The organism is Ruminiclostridium hungatei (assembly GCF_002051585.1).
In the GTDB taxonomy this organism is placed as follows: Bacteria; Bacillota; Clostridia; order Acetivibrionales; family DSM-1351; genus Ruminiclostridium; species Ruminiclostridium hungatei.
The window spans coordinates 1-18628 of record NZ_MZGX01000002.1; the positions used below are offsets into that span (position 1 = coordinate 1).

The 18628-nt window shown below is 43.2% G+C and carries 16 protein-coding genes and 1 pseudogene; 10 read left to right on the forward strand and 7 right to left on the reverse strand.

Going from position 1 to position 18628, the window contains the following annotated elements:
- Together CLHUN_RS01410 and CLHUN_RS01415 are read right to left on the reverse strand one after the other, a co-directional pair.
- Positions 1–514 (reverse strand): annotated as a pseudogene (locus CLHUN_RS01410) (hypothetical protein); the annotation flags it as partial.
- A 118-nt stretch (positions 515–632) separates the two neighbouring features.
- A complete protein-coding gene (locus tag CLHUN_RS01415; RefSeq protein WP_080062789.1) occupies positions 633–812 on the reverse strand; it encodes a hypothetical protein in 180 nt (59 codons plus the stop codon).
- A gap of 348 nt (positions 813–1160) precedes the next feature.
- On the opposite strand from CLHUN_RS01415, the gene CLHUN_RS01420 reads away from it, so the two are divergent.
- From CLHUN_RS01420 to rsmI, 10 genes are all read left to right on the forward strand, one after another.
- Positions 1161–4226: a glycoside hydrolase family 2 TIM barrel-domain containing protein gene (locus CLHUN_RS01420; RefSeq protein WP_080062790.1), complete on the forward strand. Its 3066-nt coding sequence runs from the start codon at positions 1161–1163 to the stop codon at positions 4224–4226.
- A gap of 75 nt (positions 4227–4301) precedes the next feature.
- Positions 4302–5753, forward strand: coding sequence for an aminotransferase class I/II-fold pyridoxal phosphate-dependent enzyme (locus CLHUN_RS01425; protein WP_080062791.1), 1452 nt, complete (start codon positions 4302–4304; stop codon positions 5751–5753).
- A gap of 136 nt (positions 5754–5889) precedes the next feature.
- The gene (gene tmk, locus CLHUN_RS01430; RefSeq protein ID WP_080062792.1) at positions 5890–6510 is read left to right on the forward strand and encodes a dTMP kinase; all 621 of its coding nucleotides are present in this window, start codon (positions 5890–5892) and stop codon (positions 6508–6510) included.
- A gap of 22 nt (positions 6511–6532) precedes the next feature.
- A complete protein-coding gene (locus CLHUN_RS01435; protein WP_080062793.1) occupies positions 6533–6871 on the forward strand; it encodes a cyclic-di-AMP receptor in 339 nt (112 codons plus the stop codon).
- 53 nt (positions 6872–6924) lie between these two features.
- Complete coding sequence (locus CLHUN_RS01440; RefSeq protein ID WP_080062794.1) at positions 6925–7386, forward strand: YaaR family protein; 462 nt, start codon at positions 6925–6927, stop codon at positions 7384–7386.
- Positions 7387–7485: 99 nt separating this feature from the next.
- Positions 7486–8472 (forward strand): DNA polymerase III subunit delta', encoded by a 987-nt coding sequence (gene holB, locus CLHUN_RS01445; protein ID WP_080062795.1) that lies wholly within the window; start codon positions 7486–7488, stop codon positions 8470–8472.
- Between the two features lie 17 nt (positions 8473–8489).
- Complete coding sequence (locus CLHUN_RS01450; RefSeq protein ID WP_080062796.1) at positions 8490–9365, forward strand: PSP1 domain-containing protein; 876 nt, start codon at positions 8490–8492, stop codon at positions 9363–9365.
- A gap of 137 nt (positions 9366–9502) precedes the next feature.
- Positions 9503–9673 carry an indolepyruvate ferredoxin oxidoreductase subunit alpha gene (locus CLHUN_RS01455; protein WP_080062797.1) on the forward strand — a complete coding sequence of 57 codons (171 nt, stop codon included), beginning with the start codon at positions 9503–9505 and terminating at the stop codon, positions 9671–9673.
- A 162-nt stretch (positions 9674–9835) separates the two neighbouring features.
- Positions 9836–10570 carry a tRNA1(Val) (adenine(37)-N6)-methyltransferase gene (locus CLHUN_RS01460; RefSeq protein ID WP_080062994.1) on the forward strand — a complete coding sequence of 245 codons (735 nt, stop codon included), beginning with the start codon at positions 9836–9838 and terminating at the stop codon, positions 10568–10570.
- A 44-nt stretch (positions 10571–10614) separates the two neighbouring features.
- The gene (rsmI, locus tag CLHUN_RS01465; RefSeq protein WP_080062995.1) at positions 10615–11448 is read left to right on the forward strand and encodes a 16S rRNA (cytidine(1402)-2'-O)-methyltransferase; all 834 of its coding nucleotides are present in this window, start codon (positions 10615–10617) and stop codon (positions 11446–11448) included.
- 96 nt (positions 11449–11544) lie between these two features.
- Here the strand turns inward: rsmI and CLHUN_RS01470 are convergent, their stop codons facing one another.
- The 5 genes from CLHUN_RS01470 to CLHUN_RS01490 form a co-directional block, all read right to left on the reverse strand.
- Positions 11545–11784 carry an AbrB/MazE/SpoVT family DNA-binding domain-containing protein gene (locus CLHUN_RS01470; protein ID WP_004623737.1) on the reverse strand — a complete coding sequence of 80 codons (240 nt, stop codon included), beginning with the start codon at positions 11782–11784 and terminating at the stop codon, positions 11545–11547.
- Positions 11785–12144: 360 nt separating this feature from the next.
- Positions 12145–14496, reverse strand: coding sequence for a helix-turn-helix domain-containing protein (locus CLHUN_RS01475; RefSeq protein ID WP_080062798.1), 2352 nt, complete (start codon positions 14494–14496; stop codon positions 12145–12147).
- A 377-nt stretch (positions 14497–14873) separates the two neighbouring features.
- Positions 14874–16424: an ABC transporter substrate-binding protein gene (locus CLHUN_RS01480; RefSeq protein ID WP_080062799.1), complete on the reverse strand. Its 1551-nt coding sequence runs from the start codon at positions 16422–16424 to the stop codon at positions 14874–14876.
- A 65-nt stretch (positions 16425–16489) separates the two neighbouring features.
- On the reverse strand, positions 16490–17371 hold the full coding sequence (locus CLHUN_RS01485; protein WP_080062800.1) for a carbohydrate ABC transporter permease: 882 nt from the start codon (positions 17369–17371) through the stop codon (positions 16490–16492).
- Positions 17372–17437: 66 nt separating this feature from the next.
- Positions 17438–18406, reverse strand: a complete 969-nt coding sequence (locus CLHUN_RS01490) for an ABC transporter permease (RefSeq protein ID WP_422785035.1) — start codon at positions 18404–18406, stop codon at positions 17438–17440.
- Positions 18407–18628 lie beyond the last annotated feature (222 nt).

Sequence of the window (18628 nt, forward strand, 5' to 3'; positions counted from 1 at the left end):
AGAATGCACCAGCCAGTATAACCCCTAAAATGCCGCCTGTCAACACTGTCGCAATTCCCAACGCTGCGATAATGACAACAGCAATAAGAATTTTACCGATTGCTTTCCAATTATCCTTACACCACTCGCCAACTGATTTGCAAGCACCGCAAAACTTCTCCCAGCCGCTTTTTTCACATTCCGGCTTTAAATAATTGTATTTGTTGTAAAAATCAGCTTTACGCTTTTTTATTATATCAGCTGCCTCGCCGTCAATGCAAACAGCATCCGATATGAACTCTTCGCTGCTATTGTTAAAGGTGTCAAGGGAAATGATTTTCTGTTCCTGAGTTTGCGAAGACGTTTGTATGGAACTGATGATATCCTCCAAATTACATACGCTTTTATTGATTGTTAAGGATTTTGTCTTAAGCGCGGCTAATTCGGATTTATAATCGGTTACAGATTTTTTAACGTCTTTGATTAACCCGGGCATCTGGTTGATTTTATTGGCATATAACGCTATGGTCGCCACAATCTCACCTCCTGCTTATATCTGGTCGGGTTTATCTCTTGTCATTTTCCATTTTTTCGGCACCGGAATTTTTATTTATCAACCTGCAATCCAGTTTATCTTTAAAGCTATTATATTGCTAATCAATCCACTTTTTTGTCGGAATTTCTGGTCTTTCCAGATTACTTAATAATTTAGCAGAAGTCTTACATTCTCCTGGTTCAATTTCTCTTAATGTTGATAATAGTTCCCAGTTATCCTCATTATATAATTCCTGTCCCAATTCCTCAACTAAAAATGCAAGTAACTTCCAGTGCATTAAATGTCTGTTTCTTAAATCAGTTTTTTACAAATCTTTTTGAAATGGAATATGGAATTTAATGCCCCGTTGCCTTTCGTTAAGCGGCCAATGTCAATACTTTAAGATAATCAATTGGTTTGAAATTTTTAGAATTTACCAGAAAAAAGAGTAGGTCACATATTTCTATATGATCTACTCTTAGTAAAAATTTCTTCTAATTCTTAACTTATTGACATTGCTATTGCGACAGCCCCTTGTATGATTCCTGTATATTTTGATTTTTATTATGTTTATTTACGTTATTGGCAAATACTAATATATAATTATAATAACCTCTTTAAATTCATAGGAAAGTGGTGGATAAAAATGCTTGTAGAAAAATATTATGAAAATCCCCGGATACTGCATCTTGGAACAATGAAGGACAGAGCCTACTACATCCCGTATTCCAGCCAGGCTGAGGCGGCGTCACAGGAGAGGGACCTCTCCTCCAGATTTCAACTGCTGAACGGGCAATGGAGTTTTAAGTATTTCAACAGCATCTATGATGTGACGGAGGAGTTCTATTTGCCAGGCTGTGACCTGTCCGGCTTCGACAGTATACCTGTGCCTTCCGTCTGGCAGAACCACGGCTATGACAGGCACCAGTACACCAATATAAAATATCCTTTTCCGTACGACCCTCCCTATGTTCCGGCAGACAATCCCTGCGGGGCGTATATGAGACAGTTTGAAGTACTTGCTGGCTGTGAGGGCATGCGGAAGTATATAAATTTTGAAGGCATCGACTCCTGTTACTACCTGTGGATTAACGGAGTTTTTGCAGGCTACAGCCAGGTGTCCCATGCCACGGGAGAATTTGATATTACTCACCTGGTTAAAACCGGTATGAATACTGTAGCCCTGCTTGTTCTGAAATGGTGTGACGGAAGCTATTTTGAAGATCAGGATAAATTCAGGACGTCGGGAATCTTTCGTGATGTTTATATTTTATACCGGCCTGAAAAGCATATACGTGATTTTTTTGTAAAAACCGCATTGTCTGATAACTATAAAAGGGGAGATATATCTGTAGAAATAGAATATTTAAAAGAAGAGCCCATAAGAGTCGACTATGTCCTGCTTGATGCAGAGGCCTCCCGCCAGGTGGGCAGGGGAACCCTGCAAGGTGCGGAACTCCATATTTCACTGGACTCACCTGTTTTATGGAATGCCGAGCAGCCCAATCTTTACACACTGTTTCTGAGCACGGATTATGAGACTATAGCTGTAAAAGTGGGGCTCAGAGAAATAAAAGCAGTTGACGGGGTGGTTTATCTCAACGGTGAGAAAATCAAATTCAAGGGTGTGAACAGGCATGACAGCAATCCCGTGACAGGCCCTGCCGTCACCGTGGAGGATATGCTTCAGGATCTTTCACTTATGAAGCAGCACAATATAAATGCCATTCGAACAAGCCACTACCCAAATTCTCCGGTATTCACGGAGCTTTGCGACAAATACGGGTTTTATGTTGTTTCGGAGGCGGATATAGAGACTCATGGCACAACTGCCATTTTCGGAGGAGCCCAGAACGGAAAGACCTTCCCGCTGCTGGCACATGATCCCGATTATGAGGAGACCATTGTTGACCGTGTCAGGAAAAATGTAGTAAGGGATAAAAACCATCCCTGCGTGGTGGTTTGGTCTCTGGGAAATGAGTCCGGCTTCGGAAGGAATTTTGAAAGTGCCCTGAGGTGGGTTAAAAGCTATGACACCAGCAGACTGACCCATTATGAGAGTGCCCGCTATACACCTGACGGCTACAAATGTGATTTCAGCCTGCTGGATATATATAGCTGCATGTATGCCTCAACCGGCTATATAAAAAAATACTTCGAAGAAGAGCACCGGGACAAGCCGTTTATGCAATGCGAATATGTCCATGCTATGGGCAACGGTCCTGGAGACCTGGAAGACTACCAGGGACTCATACAAAAATATGATGGCTTCTGTGGAGGCTTCGTATGGGAATGGTGCGACCACGCAGTATATATGGGGAAAACCCAAGAGGGGAAAGCCAAATATTACTATGGAGGAGATTTTGGAGAATTCCCCCATGACGGCAATTTTTGCATGGATGGACTTGTCTATCCCGACAGAAGGGCTCATACGGGTCTGTTGGAATATAAAAATGTTATAAGGCCTCTCAGGCTTATAGATGAAAACTCCAGGGACGGAAAGTTTACATTCAGAAACATGCTGGACTTTATAAATATCAGGGACTGCCTATACATCCAATATACAATAACCAGAAACGGCGAGGAGATAGCCCGCGGGGTTGTTGAGGATGAAAATATCCTGGATATCAAACCCCATCAGGAGAAAGTCATCGGAATAGACTTAAACGAAGCAGAGGGCGACTGCTATATAAAGTTTGATTATATCCAGAAAAACAGTATGGCTTTTTCGGCAAAAGGGCATTTGCTGGGTTTTGACCAGGTAAAGCTGGCGATTGACTCTACGGGACTGAAAGAAGACCGGATTACAGGCATATTGGGAAAAAGCAACGCAGCCTCCGGAGAAATATCCCTGAAAGAGTCGGACAGGCATGTGGTAATCAGAGGGGATAAATTTGAATACTGCTACAGCAAAATATCCGGTGCTTTTGACAGTATGAGCTACGACAATCGCGTACTGCTTGAAAAGCCCATGGCTTATAACATATGGAGAGCTCCCACTGACAACGACAGAAATATTCGTGACAAATGGGAGAAATGCGGCTACGGCAGAACTCTGTCCAGGGCGTATACCACCAGGGTTTTCAAGGAAGAGGAAAATGTAAGGCTGATAACGGAATTATCCATTGCAGCCATTCATATTCAAAGGATACTTTATATAAGTTCCGAATGGAATATAGCAAATGACGGTACTATTTCAGTGAATATGCAGGTTGAGAAAAATATGGAGACACCCTTTCTGCCAAGATTCGGACTCAGGCTGTTCCTGCCCGAAGAAATCAACAAGGTTGAATACTTTGGTTTTGGTCCTCATGAAAGCTATGCGGATAAGAGGAGAGCATCATATATGGGCAGGTTTAAGGCAGGGCTTGAGGATCTGCATGAAGATTATATACGTCCTCAGGAAAACGGAAGCCATTTCGGCTGCCACTATGTAAGGCTGGATTCGGACAGGGGCTTGGGACTTCTGGTGGTGAGCGATGAACAGTTCTGCTTCAATGCATCCTGTTATACCCAGGAGGAACTGACATTGAAAATGCACAATTTTGAGCTTGAAAAAAGCGGGAATACCGTATTATGCGTGGATTATGCACAAAGCGGCATAGGGTCCAACAGTTGCGGACCTGAGCTGATTGAGAAATACAGGTTTAATGCTCAGAGATTCCATACGGTCCTGGTGTTCAAGCCGTTTGTGCAGTTGCGGAATTGTTGACACAGATATGCATATGGTTAATAATGAAAAGTAGCTTGATATATAATTTTTAATAAAGCAGGAGCCGGTGACCCAATGTATAACACACCCATATATGACTATCTGCGCAGGTATGCAGAGGAGGAATTGAATATTTTCCACATGCCCGGACACAAGCTGGGAAGGGGAGTACCCTATGAATTGGCACAAAATCTGCTGCAGCTTGATGTAACAGAGGTTGAAGGAACCGATAACTTGCACCGTCCGCAGGGGATTATAAAGGACGCTCAGGGGAAAGCTGCAAAAGCCTTTGGCGCGGATAGGACCTTTTTCCTTGTAAACGGGTCGACCTGCGGTGTGCAGGCGGCGATTATGAGTGTGTGCGCCAGGGGACAGAAACTCATTGCAGGCAGGGATTCCCACAGGTCAGTGGCCTCAGGTCTGATTCTGTCCGGCGCAGAGCCGGTATATGTATATCCGGAGTTTAATGAGGAATTTTCCATACATGTAGAAATAACGCCTGAGAGTATAGAGAATGCCCTCCGGGCAAATCCTGACGCGGCTGCGGTGCTTATAACCCGTCCGAATTATTACGGTATATGCTGTAACATTGAGGAAATAAGCAGGCTTGTACATTCCCGGGGAAAAATATTGATAGTGGATGAGGCCCACGGCGCGCATCTGGCCTTCAGTGACAGGCTGCCGCCGTCTGCATTGAGCTGCGGTGCGGATATATGTATTCAAAGCGCACATAAAACCCTGCCGGCAGTTACACAGGGAGCATATTTGCATGTAAAGGGAAACAGGCCGGATATGGAAAAGCTGTCGTTTAATCTGGCAATGCTTCAATCCTCCAGTCCTTCGTATATAATCATGTCATATCTTGATATTGCCAGAGAAATAATGGAACGGGAAGGCCGGAAAAGGCTTGAAGAAATTATTGACATCAACGCCCGGTTTGTTGAGGAATTGGAGGAGGACGGAGCATATAAGGTTTTGCAGTCCGGGAATATGGGTATAAATTCTGTACAGGACCCCACCAGACTGGTGATAAATGTAAATGGACTGGGTATCAGCGGATATTCTGCAGAAAAGGTGCTGAGGGAGCGCCTGGCTACACAGGTTGAAATGGCTGACTTTGAGAACATTGTATTAATAACCACTGTGGCAGACACCCGGGAGAGCATGAAAAGGCTGCTGGATGCTCTGGAGACCATGAAAGGCTTTGAATTCCATGAAAAGCGGCAAAATGCATCTGCCGAGATGAGGTCTATGGTAAGGCAGTATAATAACAGGCTCCGGGGCAGTTCCCAGGAACTGCCGCCATGGAAGGCATACGCCTCGGAAAAGCTGGAAATCCCGCTTGAGTCTGCCGTGGGTCGTATATGTGCAGATATAATCACACCATACCCTCCTGGAATACCGGTGCTATACCCTGGGGAGATTATCTGCAGTCTGACAGTGGATTATATCAGTGACATTATTTCGGCAGGGGGAAATGTAAACGGAATGGGAGCTGACGGCAGGATCAGAGTTTTAAAAGAGTGACGGGCAATAAGATGCGGCATTCAAAATAATCCGAATTTATAAAGCGATTAAAGGATGTTATGTTATAATAAGATATACAAACATATGAGTATATTATTAATGATTTTATTTCAAACGGTTTGAGAGGATGCGGCAAATGAAGAAAGGCTTATTTATTACTTTTGAAGGCACTGACGGCTCAGGCAAAACAACGCAGATCAAATTACTTGAAGAATATATGTCAACTAAAGGCCGGGAGGTGGTTTTATCCCGTGAACCCGGTGGAACCAGAGTCAGTGAAATAATACGGGACATTATACTGGAACCGGAAAACAAGGAGATTGTACCCCTTACGGAAATGATACTGTATGCTGCGTCCAGAGCGCAGCATGTGGCAGAAGTGATAGAACCGGCTGTTAACAACGGCAAGATAGTCATTTGTGACAGGTATGTGGATTCCAGCTATGCGTATCAGGGCGGAGGAAGAGGCGTGGATTTAAAAATTATTGCTGATGTAAACCGCATTGCAATAAACGGAACAGTACCGGATATAACCTTTTTTCTTGATATAGACCCTGAAATTTCAATAAGAAGGCGGATAAATTCAACCGGCGCCGACCGTATAGAGCAGGAAAAACTGGATTTTCACAGGCGGGTATATGATGGATATAAAAAGCTGTCAATACTTTACCCGGACAGAATAAAGACCATTGATGCCACAAAGTCCGTTGAAGAGATTTCATCTCAGATAAATGAGTATATTGATGAATTGTTTTAATTATTAAAAAGGAGGTTTTACTATGAAACTGGTATTTGCGATTGTCCATGATGAGGATGGCAGCAAGGTTATGGAGGAACTCAATAAAAACGGTTTCGGAGTCACAAAAATGTGTTCTTCGGGAGGTTTTCTCAAAGCAGGAAATACAACGCTTTTAGTGGGTGTGGATGAAGAAAAGCTGGATGAGGTTATCGCCATAATCGAAAAGAAGTCAAAGAGCAGAAAACAGGTAATTAATACTCCTGCAACACCCGGAGGCATGAACGGCATGAATGGTATGTACATGCCATACCCTGTTGAAGTTACGGTAGGAGGAGCAACAATATTTGTGGTGGATGTGGAGAAGTTCCACAAGGTGTAACCGGAGGCACAGCAATTTAAAATAAAACAATTTATTGTTATGACAGTAAGGATGTGTTTGCCATTAAGATACAGGATGCATCGAAGAATCCCTCAGGTATCAATGCGATACCCGGAAGGGATGAAAGGGCTATAAGAAACGAAAGAGACGTGGCTTTTTCTGCTACCCTTAAAAAGATGGAATTCCAAAATTACGAGGAACGCATAAGGGTATTGGCCGACAAGATACAGACTCAGGGGAAGAAGCTGGAGAAGAAGGCTGACATAAGGGATTTGAAGGTTTACAAGCAGCTAATTTCAGAATTTCTGGACGAGGCTGTTTCACATTCCCACAGCTTTACAAAGAAAAGCTTTCTGGACAGGCGGGGCAGACACAGGGTATATGCCATAATCAAGAAGATTAATGACGAGCTTATCGAGCTTACAAATGAAGTCATCAAGTCGGAGCAGGATAATCTCAGCATACTGAAGAAACTGGATGATATAAGGGGCTTGATTCTGGATCTGCTGCTGTAGAAGTATTATGGCAATCCGCCTGTGCCGGTAGCTTTAACAGTTGGAAAGAAGCTTTGGAGCATAGGGGCGGAACTTGGTGTCAGCAGGATGGAGAGTAATATGTTAGGGCATAAAAAAATACTGGCCGGCTTGCACAAAACTATGGAAAATAATAATGTGAGCCATGCCTATATATTTGAAGGGCCTGATGGCATAGGCAAGAGGGAAACGGCTTTGTCGTTTGCCGCAATGCTCTTGTGTGAAAGAGGCACGGAGCGTTGCGGAGAATGTCAATCCTGCCGGTTGTTTGCAGAGGGTTCGAATCCTGATTTTCAGGAAATTTATTCAAAGGACAAGAGTATAGCTGTTGACGAAATCAGAAATATTTTAAAGGGGTTGGTAATAAGGCCTCTTTATTCAAGTTATAAAATTATAATTATTAATGATGCGGACAGTATGACAGTACAAGCTCAGAATGCACTGCTCAAGTCTCTGGAGGAACCCCCTCCGTACGTGGTGTTCATACTGACGGTGCAGTCTTCCGCTGCGGTTACGCAAACAGTAAGGTCAAGATGCCGGAGGATTTTATTTGACAAGCTGTCGGAAGAAGAAATACTGGAAATTCTCCGGGAAAGATATGGAGCAAGACAGCCGGAGTGGGATTTTATGATATCTTATGCCGACGGCGTTGTAGGCACGGCGCTTGAACTGGCTGAATCGCCGGATTACCTTGACGCCAGAAATGAAATAATGCAATCTGTAAACGAGCTGCTTGTACCAGGGAAAGGTGATGTTTTTAAAGCATATGAATTATTTGAAAAGAATTCTGACAAGATAGAATTTATATTAAAAATAATGCTTTTGTTTTTCAGGGATATAATAATATATAGTCAGACCTTGAATTATAACATATTGATTAATTCCGATAAAAAAGATATGATAGTTGAGAACGCCAATTTGAAACTTTCTTGTCTGTTGAAGTGCATTGATGCAGTTTGGAGTGCCAAGAGGGGGCTGGAGTACAATGCAAACTTTCAATTGGCGATAGAGGTAATGCTGATGAAAATCAAAGACTCTTATGTTTATAAAGATTCTCAGGTTTATTGATAGAAAGGAATTTATTAATGGTAAAAGTTGTTGGAGTCAGGTTTAAAACAGCCGGGAAGATTTATTATTTCGATCCCGGAGAGCTGGTTATAGATTTGAACAAAAATGTAATAGTTGAGACTGCAAGAGGAATAGAATTCGGACTTGTGGTAGTGCCCAACAGGGAGGTAGACGAGTCTGAGATAGTGGCTCCTCTTAAAAAGGTCATACGCCTTGCAACTGATGAGGACATTGCTCACGCTGCCGAGAACGACAGGAAGGAAAAGGAGGCGTATGGAATATGCCTCCAGAAGATAAACGATCATAAGCTGGACATGAAGCTTATTGATGTGGAATATACCTTTGACAATAACAAGGTTCTTTTCTACTTTACCGCTGACGGCAGAGTGGATTTCAGAGAGCTTGTGAAGGATCTGGCCGCAGTATTTAAGACAAGAATAGAGCTGAGACAGATTGGTGTCCGGGATGAATCCAAAATGATGGGCGGCATTGGAATATGCGGAAGAGTTCTCTGCTGCAACTCCTTCCTGGGTGAATTCCAGCCTGTTTCAATAAAAATGGCAAAGGAGCAGTCTCTCTCCCTGAATCCCACCAAGATATCCGGAACCTGCGGACGGCTTATGTGCTGTCTGAAATATGAGCAGGAGGCGTATGAGGATTTGCTGGACAGAGTTCCCAAAACAGGCGCTATTGTTGAGACACCTGAAGGCCAGGGAACTGTGGTGGAAGTAAATCTCCTGAAGGAAATTCTCAAGATAAAGCTGGATATCGGTAAGGAGACCGAGCTGAGGATATACAATTTTAAAGAAGGCGAAGTCAAGCTCATAAGGAACGCTGCTGCAAATGACGACATGGATATTGACCTGGAAGCATTAAAGCAGTTGGAGGATTGATTGTTTAAGGACAGACCTTGACATATGCAAAAAAATATGGAATTTAGTTTGTCATTTGCAATAAATGGTGGTAAAATAAGAGCGAAAAACATGTTTTAAAGGATTGTTTTTCCTTAAATACTAGGAGGTGTTTTTAAATGGCATATTTTATTAATGAATCATGCATCAGTTGTGGGGCATGTGAATCAGAATGCCCAGTATCCTGTATAGCTGCTGGTGATAGCGTATATGTAATAGACGCTGATGCTTGCATTGAATGCGGCGCTTGTGCTAACGTATGTCCTGTTGATGCTCCTCAACAGCAATAGTTTTAGTGTAATGAAGGTCAGATAAAGGCCATAGTGCCTTTATCTGACCTTTTTTCAGCGCATAGGATATACATTTTATTGAAAGTATAAGAACTGTCAATCCTGAGTTTGGGGCCTCCCTGGCGAACAAGGAAATAACTTCTTATGAGGAAACAGTATTACATGGTTGAGTTAAGAAACAATGAAAGAATAGATGATTTGCAACTGAATGGACTAAAGCTGATACAAGACCCTGAGGCCTTTTGTTTTGGAGTTGATGCAGTTTTATTATCAGATTTTGCAGATGTAAAAAAGGGACACAGGGTTTTGGATATAGGAACGGGCACAGGCATAATACCCATACTGCTGGCGGGCAAAACACAGGCGGCGGCTGTAGTCGGACTGGAAATACAGGAGACTGTGGCAGAAATGGCTTCAAGGAGTGTGAGCCTCAACGGTCTTGAGGATAGAGTGGAAATATTATGCGGAGACGTAAGAGAGTACAGCCGGTATTTTGGAAAGTCCAGCTTTGATGTTGTGGTATCAAACCCGCCCTATACAAACAAAGGCTGCGGGCTTGTGAATCCTCATGACAGCAAGGCTGTTTCCAGGCATGAAATACTGTGCACCCTGGAAGATGTCGTAGGGGCGGCAGGGGCGCTGCTTGCTCCGGGAGGCCAACTGGCAATGGTGCACAGGCCTGAAAGGCTGGCCGACATAGTATGCTGTATGAGGAACTGTGGTATTGAACCCAAGTATTTGAGAATGGTTCATCCAAAGCCTTTCAAGAAGCCCTCAATGATATTGATAAAGGGAAGCAGAGGCGGAAAACCCGAACTTAAGGTAATGGAGCCCCTGTATGTATATAACGCCGACGGAACATATTCCCACGAAATAAATAGAATTTATGGCAGGTAGGAAAAGAGCCGGAAAGGAAGAGAGACTTGAACGGGGAAAAAGGAATGCTGTATCTTGTTGCCACACCCATTGGAAATCTTCAGGACATAACCTTAAGAGCAATCAATACGCTTAAGGAAGTGGAGCTGATAGCCGCGGAGGATACCCGGCAAACCATAAAGCTGCTCAACCATTTTGAGATAAAAAAGCCCCTTATAAGCTATTACGAGCACAATAAGATTGTCAAGGGAAATTATCTGATTGAACAACTGCTGCAGGGCAAAGATATTGCACTGGTTTCGGATGCCGGTACGCCTGGAATATCCGACCCCGGTGAAGACCTGGTAAGGCTTTGTATAGAAAATGGGGTAAAGGTGACAATGATACCCGGACCTGTGGCAGCGGTTACGGGAATGGTGATATCAGGTTTGCCCACAGGCAGGTTTGTGTTTGAAGGTTTTCTTCCCATGAATAAGAGAACCCGGCAGGAGAGGCTCAGGCAGCTTAAAGATGAAACCAGAACCATAATATTTTATGAGGCGCCCCATAAGCTCCCATATACCCTGAAGGATATGTACAATGCCTGGGGGGATAGGAGGATAGCCCTTGCCAGGGAGCTTACCAAGCGATATGAAGAGGTGATAAGGTGCAACTTGTCTGAGGCAGCCGACAGGTATCAGGCGGAAGCTCCCAAGGGGGAGTTCGTTGTCGTGGTTGAAGGCCAGGATCAGAAGGTGCTCATGGAACAGGAAAAGGACAAATTTGCTGACATGAGTATTGAGGAGCATGTAGAAAAGTATACCGGTGAGGGGCTATCGAAAAAAGAGGCAATTAAGAAGGTGGCCGAAGACAGAGGAGTGAACAAAAGAGATGTCTATAATTCAGTTATGAAGAAATAAGCTCTCCGGGTTGATTCCGAGGTATAGCAGCAGGTATAACCAATTTCAGGCAAAAATAAAAAGAGCCTTGGCTCTTTTTATAGTGCTTAAAGAAAATTACTTCTTTAATTCTTTCATACAGTCAGGGCATATGTTCTTTCCCTTGTATACCTGTACATCCTTGGCATTTCCGCAGAAGATACATGCTGGTTCATACTTCTTCAATATAATAGTAGATTCATCAACATAAATTTCCAATGCATCCTTTTCTGCAATATCAAAAGTTCTGCGCAATTCGATAGGGAGAACAACTCTTCCCAATTCGTCAACTTTTCTTACAATACCTGTAGATTTCATAATTATAACCTCCTAAATAATACACTTCATATTTCGACAAACTTCGTTATTATAATACCATAAATTCCAATAAACGTCAACGCTCATTTTACAAAAAAATTAAAAAATTTTAAATATGCAAAAATAAGGAACATAGACGGTAAAGGACTTTCAAAGAATAAAACCCGCTAAAAGGCAAATGTAAATATTTTATGAATAAATTTTGCATAAGATAAACTTACAAAGCTTCAAAAATAATACTGGGAATTCAACGGCAGAATATGAGGGCATTCGACATTTATTCGACAAAATACGCAGTTTTATTTCGACATAAAAAATTGTTGTGATGCAGTGGCGGCCTGCCTTTTATTGATTAATAAGCTAATTGCTGGAACTCATATTACGGTACTGGGAGGTTGTCATTCCAAACTTCAATTTAAAGGTTGTATAAAAATAATTCTTATTTTCCCAGCCTATCCTGTCCATTATATCCGAAATGCTCAGCCTGCTGCTTTCCATGTATTCAACGGCCTTTTGCAGCCTTGTTTCGGTCAGGTAGTCGGCAAAGGATTTTGAATGGGCTTCTCTGAACATTTTCCCCAGATAATCACGAGATATATTAAGCCTTCCTGCAACCGCATCCTGGCACAGGCTTTTGTCCATATATTCCGCTTCAATAATTGCGGTTACCTTATCCACCAGATTGCTTCTTTTTCTGAAACGCCGCTGCTCGATAGTATCCGTTATAATCCTGAATAGCCGGATTATCCTCTCATCTATCTCCTGCAGTGTTTCCAGGGAAATTATTTCGGTTATGTAGCTGCCGGAATCAAAGGTTATTTTCTCATACCCTCTTGCCTCAAGCTCGTTGAATTTCTTCATAAGCAGGTAGGAAAGGTACAGTATATAGGAATTTATTGTCTCATAGGAGTAATCTGTGATATATTCCTTGATTTTGTAGTAGGCTTCCACGGATTCGGCAAGCCTGCCGTTATTGAGAGCCTCGTCCAACCGCTGCTCCAGTGCGCCGGGATGCTCAAAGGCATTTGATTTGAGCCTGTAGATTACCTCTGGAAGAAGCAGGCATTTACAGCCATACACCAGCCTGTATTTGGAGAGCTGCAGTACAAACCTGTAGCCTTCCGCCAGATCTGCCAGGCCCACCGGGTCTGTATACAGTGCCGAGGACAGGCTTATGCTCAGATTTGCTTGACACCAGGCCTGGAGTTCCCCTATGACTTCAACGACATTTCTGCATATATCAGAATTCTCCAAATTGGTGGTTTCCATAATAAGCGCAATATTTCCATCATCGAACTCAAAGCATTCATTGCTGAAATATTTCGATACAAGCTCTCCGGCAACATTGCAGACTGCGAACCTGAAAAGCTTCTGGTCGTCGGTGCTCAATTCCTGTGTAAACAGCTTGTAGTTATCCGGCTGCAGATTACACAGTATGAAAAGTCCCCGGGGGTTGAGGTTCAGACGGTATTTTTTAAAGGTTTCTTCAAATTCGCTTGTATTGCGGTTTTCATTGGTGAGAAGCTCTCTTAAAATTGCAGTCCGTTTGAGGATGTAATTCTCATGGCTGACAGACTGAATACTTTGGGCCTTTTTTATTGTCTCTGTAAAAATGTCAGTAAGAAAATCCAGTTCATTTTTTCTTGTCCTGTCCATTTTAACATTGGAGAGCTGCTGCACCTTTCCAAGCATTCTGTTAATAGGATGGCACAAATGTCTGGAAAGAAAGTATGAAAGCAGGAAGCCCAATATGACTGTTGCGGTACAAAGTACATATAATGTGGTTTTCATGCGGTTTATATCTTTGAAAAGCTGGTTGAAGGGTGTGATGTTGACGAACCTCCAATCTGTTACATCAGAGGCGACATAGGTAACCACAACCTCACGGCCGTCCAAGGTGTCAACAAAATAGCCGTTTTTTGCGGAACTGGTCAAAATCCTATTCACGTAGGTTTTATTTGTGAAATCACTGAAAGCCGCACCGGAGTTCGAACTGGCAACCACAAAGCCCGAATTGTCTATAATCAGTGTATCTCCGCCCGTAAAGGCACCTTTTGTATTCAAAATATTAATAAGCCCGTCCAGATATTGCGAATTCATGTTGATAATTATGGCACTTTGAATCTCGCTGCCGTCCTGGGTGTAGTCTGCCATAACATAAGTCAGTACATTCATACAGGCTCTGTCGGTGCCGATATTAAAATTCAGAGGGACCTTTCTCAGCAGGGGATTTGAGGTGAAGTTCTCTCTTCCCGGAATTTTGTTATTTTCAATTATATCTGCAATGTCTGAGTCCATAAAATCGCCTGCCGGACTGTAATACCGCCACCAGGTAGAGTAAAAGGTATTGATATCCCTATTGTATATGTAGATTGACTGCACATTGCCGGATTGCGTTACCAGTGCCTCCAGGCTGCTGACAAGCCGGTATGCATCCTCCGGGGCAGTATGGCGTCCATACCTTAAAGCGGAATAATCATTATTTGTATAAATATAAGCGGCCGTGTTCCTGGCGGTATCATCAAGGTACGTGGCGCTATAGCTGATTTCCGAGAGAATATTTTTATTTGCCTCATACTGCAGCTTCAGCCCGACATTCTCGAAATTAAAATAGAATATAAAGGATAAGGTTGATATAATCACTAATACGAGAATTGCTATATACAAAAACATTTTTTTATAGAAAGAATGCTTATATATTTTGAATTTCATATTTTATCCCCCTGTCCGCTCTGCGGGCATAAATTCAAAGGGTTGAAAGCGGTTTTCTTTCAACCTCTTACCCCTGTCTGCCATATCTCCATTGAATAAAGCTCCTTTATAAGGTGAGAGAATATAAACCGATAAATTTAATTTATTTACAAATATACCATTATAAGTAATTATATAGCATTATTCGGAAGGCATCAACTGATTTGCCCGCTGTTCCGGGAAGGAGGCACACAGATACCGGCAAGTGCAAAAATAAGTAAAAAGCACAATAAAGTGCTTACCCAGGGTTGGAGGCATGTACTCCGGGCCTCTCCCATTCAAATAAGCACTTTATGTGCAATTTATAAAACCTTGTGAGGTTATTGAGCCGGATAGGTTTATTTTACTGAAGCCTTCCAGGCATTTATCTGTCGCTGCATTTCCTTCTGAACATCTTCCAGGCCCGCATTGGCAAGTCTTTGCTGATATGCGGGGAATTTGGCCAGATCCATATTCCCGGTGTTCCAGATACTCTTATACTCATTAAAGATGGCTGTTAACTGGGCAATCTGGGTTTTAACCGAGCTGTTATCAAAGGTAAAACCGTTTATGGGAGATACGATGCAATTGTCTGTGGCCTTTTTCTGGGCTTCTACCAGGGCAGGTCTTTCAGGCAGGTTGCTGTAAAGCATCCAGGGGTCGCCGAACATCCATTCCATATTGGTCCTGTAACCATTGGTCTCATCGGTAATACCCTCGGGATTCTTGATAATCTTTATAACAGGGTCGTCAGAGCCTGTAACCTCATAGTGCTTCCCTTCTATTCCGAAGCCCAGCAGGTTTAATAACTTGGGGTCTGTATTGCATTGCTCTATAAGCATAACAGCTCTTTCGGGATTTTTTGAGGTACTGCTCACAGCAACACAGCTCTGTGTAATGTTTGTAGTATTCAGCAGAGGTTTTGAACCAAGGGGAACTGCAACCATGTCAAACTTGAATTTCTTTTCATAGTCTTCCAGCCAGCCTGGAACATAGCCGCTGATTTCGGCTGCATATTTTCTGGTCATCATTTCAGGATCATCATCTTTTATTGAAACGGCATCTTTCCTTATGTAACCCTTCTGATTCCATTTGCGGAGAAGTTCCCGGTCATGAATGCTTTCAGGCTGTTCGTCGGTGTTTACAACTGTACAGCTCTGGTCGTCGAACTTCACTCCCAGTGAAGGGATGCTTACATCCGGCTGGTCAAACCAATAATTAAAAAGGCCTACTGTTCCGTTGCCGCCAGCCATGCAGAGGGGAGTCACACCTTTTTCCTCAGCCAGTATCCGGTCAAAGAAAGGTTCCAGGTCTTCATACTTTTTTAGGGAATCTGTATCCAGTTGGTATTTGTCAACAAGGTCCTGTCTCAGATATACTGCTCCCTGGGCACCAAAGCCGCTCATATTGTATGGAATGCCGTAGAGCTTGCCGTTAACCTTGCAGGCATCCAGATATTTTGCATATTTTTCTTTAACTTTAGGAGCATACCTGTCAACCAGTTGGGTGATGTCAGCCCACGCACCCTTTCCGGCATTTTGTATGAAATTGACTTGCCAGTTTGCGGTGAAGCAAAGGTCAAATTCATCTCCGGTCGCAATCATAACATTCATTTTCTGCTCATATGCACCCCAGTCCAGATAATTTATCTTTACCCTGCAGTTAAGGCTGTCTTTCAGATAATCTGCGACTGCGTCCTCCACCAATGCAGTATCCTTTTCAGGTGTTCCCACAACATACCAGGACAGCTCCACAGGTTCAAGCCTTACGCCCGAGTCAGCCGCAATACTCCCTGAAGCAGCCGAGTCTGAGGATGAAGCGGCTTTTTCGGAGTTTCCGCAGCCCGAACAAAGAGTCAGGAAAAGTGACAGACCAAGAGCAAAACAAATTGCTTTTTTTGCCTTATACATTAAATGTACCTCCTTTAAATATTTATAGTAAACGTGGATGCCGGAAGCAGGTGCCCGCACAGGCACTATCCCTTGACAGCTCCCACAGTCAACCCTGATATAAAGTACTTCTGTACGAACATGAATGCAAAGATAATGGGGCCGATTGCAAGGACAGCCATTGCCATACGCGCGTTTTCCCCGGGGAGGGCTGCCGTTGAGATCTGGCCCTGCAGAGGACTCAAGCGCATGGCGTTCAGATTTTGCATGATAAGGTACAGCATATATTGCAGGGGATTCAGGTTTGCGTCATCAATATACAGAAGTGCAAGCCACCAGTCATTCCAGTACTGCAAAACGATGAATAGACCGACTGTCGCCATTGCAGGCAGGGACAGGGGCAGTATGATTTTAAAAAGGATTCCAAGTTCACCGGCTCCCTCAATTTTGGCACTTTCCACCAGTGAAAAAGGTATATCTGAGAAATAGGTTCGCAGTAAAAGAACGTAAAAGGGGACGATGAGATAGGGCAATATGAGTGCGAGGATATTGTCCTTTAGGTGCAGCACCTGTGCCACGATTATATAGCTTGGAACCAGTCCTCCGTTAAAAAGCATGGTGAAAAACAGGTACAGTGACAATTTCCCTCTATGGGCAAAATCCTTTCTCGATAAAACATAGGCCAGGCAGGAGGATATGACAAGACTTATGATGGTGCCGGCCACAGTTACCATTATTGTGACCCCGTAAGCCCTGGCGATTTGACCGGGGTCGGCCAGTATGTACTTGTAGGCCAATAAAGTAAACTGTCTGGGGAATATGGAGTATCCGTTTTCAATTATCATTTGCTCCTGGGTAAACGAGGAGGATATTACTATCATAAAGGGGATGAGACAACACACGGAAAAAACCGTGAGAAAAAGGTTTATAAGTACTTTTGACACAATACTGCCATCTTTTACTTTCATTTCAGCCTCCATTTTTCAGATTTAATCAGATTTTATATGAAATCCGGCCTTGCATTCCCAAACTTTTTAGAACAGTGCACGTTCGGGATTTATTTTTTTCACAAAAAGGTTGCTGGCCAGTACCAGGAGAAATCCCACGAATGCCTGATAGAAGCCTGCGGCGGAAGCCATGCCTATGTCTCCGGAAAATTTCAAGGCCCGGAATACATAGGTGTCAATAACATTTGTCGTACTGTACAGGCCTCCGTTGTCCAGGGTGACATTATAGAACAGGCCGAAGTCGGCAAAGAAAATACGTCCGATAGCCATCAAGGTCAGTGTTATAATCAAAGGGGACAAAAGGGGAAGTGTGATGCCTGACGCCTGCTGAAGTTTGTTTGCACCGTCGATGGTAGCTGCCTCATAAAGCTCCGCATCTATGCCCATTATGCCCGCCAGATATATCACGCTTCCATATCCGACGCCCTTCCAGAGATTCACGATGGTGAGTATGGCCGGCCATAACCTCGGCTCGTTATACCATTGAACCGGTTCCATGCCCAGAGAGGCCAGCAGGTTGTTAACCATACCCATGTCATAGCTTAAAAGGGAATATACAAAGTAGGAAACGATAACCCAGGATATGAAGTAAGGGAGAAACATGGACGATTGATAAAACTTTACAAGCCACTTGTTTCTTACTTCATTTACAAGGAGTGCTATGAGAATGCCTCCCACAGTGCCGGTTATTATAAAAAGACTGTTTAAAAACAGGGTATTATATGTAATGTTCCAAGCATCCCGGGTGGAGAAGAGGTACTTGAAGTTTTCAAACCCAGCCCATTGGCTGCCGAAGATTCCAGCCGCGGGTTTATAATTTTTAAAGGCCAGTATTACCCCGAACATGGGAAGATAATTGAAGACAAAAACGATTGCCAAGCCCGGCAGTGCTATGAGCCAAAGCCACTTCTGTGACTTCAGGCTTCTCAGAAAGCTTCTGCCCGGCTGACTTGCAGCCTTTAAACCTTTTCCGGTATCAAGTTGAGAATCCACAATTCTTTGCTCCTTTACAGTCATATTTTAAATGTACTTGCCATCATAGATCCAAAGACGGATTATATTCCGGCCTGAGTGAGAGGTTGCTTCCAGACCGGCATAGCAACATTGTATTAAAAACTGGATAATTTTTGAAGTTTAAATTTAAGAAGTGTCTTTATATTTCAGCAAAAGTACGTGATTACAGCAAAATTTTCAGGAGAAAACATAAACCCGGCTCTG

What these genes read in the sequence shown, in the direction of transcription:
- CLHUN_RS01425 (WP_080062791.1), top strand. Translation starts at nt 4,302, where the DNA reads ATGTATAACACACCCATATATGACTATCTGCGCAGGTATGCAGAGGAG.
- CLHUN_RS01435 (WP_080062793.1), top strand. Translation starts at nt 6,533, where the DNA reads ATGAAACTGGTATTTGCGATTGTCCATGATGAGGATGGCAGCAAGGTT.
- holB (WP_080062795.1), top strand. Translation starts at nt 7,486, where the DNA reads ATGTTAGGGCATAAAAAAATACTGGCCGGCTTGCACAAAACTATGGAA.
- CLHUN_RS01455 (WP_080062797.1), top strand. Translation starts at nt 9,503, where the DNA reads ATGGCATATTTTATTAATGAATCATGCATCAGTTGTGGGGCATGTGAA.
- CLHUN_RS01475 (WP_080062798.1), bottom strand. Translation starts at nt 14,496, where the DNA reads ATGAAATTCAAAATATATAAGCATTCTTTCTATAAAAAAATGTTTTTG.
- CLHUN_RS01485 (WP_080062800.1), bottom strand. Translation starts at nt 17,371, where the DNA reads ATGAAAGTAAAAGATGGCAGTATTGTGTCAAAAGTACTTATAAACCTT.
- CLHUN_RS01415 (WP_080062789.1), bottom strand. Translation starts at nt 812, where the DNA reads ATGCACTGGAAGTTACTTGCATTTTTAGTTGAGGAATTGGGACAGGAA.
- tmk (WP_080062792.1), top strand. Translation starts at nt 5,890, where the DNA reads ATGAAGAAAGGCTTATTTATTACTTTTGAAGGCACTGACGGCTCAGGC.
- CLHUN_RS01460 (WP_080062994.1), top strand. Translation starts at nt 9,836, where the DNA reads ATGGTTGAGTTAAGAAACAATGAAAGAATAGATGATTTGCAACTGAAT.
- CLHUN_RS01470 (WP_004623737.1), bottom strand. Translation starts at nt 11,784, where the DNA reads ATGAAATCTACAGGTATTGTAAGAAAAGTTGACGAATTGGGAAGAGTT.
- CLHUN_RS01420 (WP_080062790.1), top strand. Translation starts at nt 1,161, where the DNA reads ATGCTTGTAGAAAAATATTATGAAAATCCCCGGATACTGCATCTTGGA.
- CLHUN_RS01450 (WP_080062796.1), top strand. Translation starts at nt 8,490, where the DNA reads ATGGTAAAAGTTGTTGGAGTCAGGTTTAAAACAGCCGGGAAGATTTAT.
- CLHUN_RS01480 (WP_080062799.1), bottom strand. Translation starts at nt 16,424, where the DNA reads ATGTATAAGGCAAAAAAAGCAATTTGTTTTGCTCTTGGTCTGTCACTT.
- rsmI (WP_080062995.1), top strand. Translation starts at nt 10,615, where the DNA reads ATGCTGTATCTTGTTGCCACACCCATTGGAAATCTTCAGGACATAACC.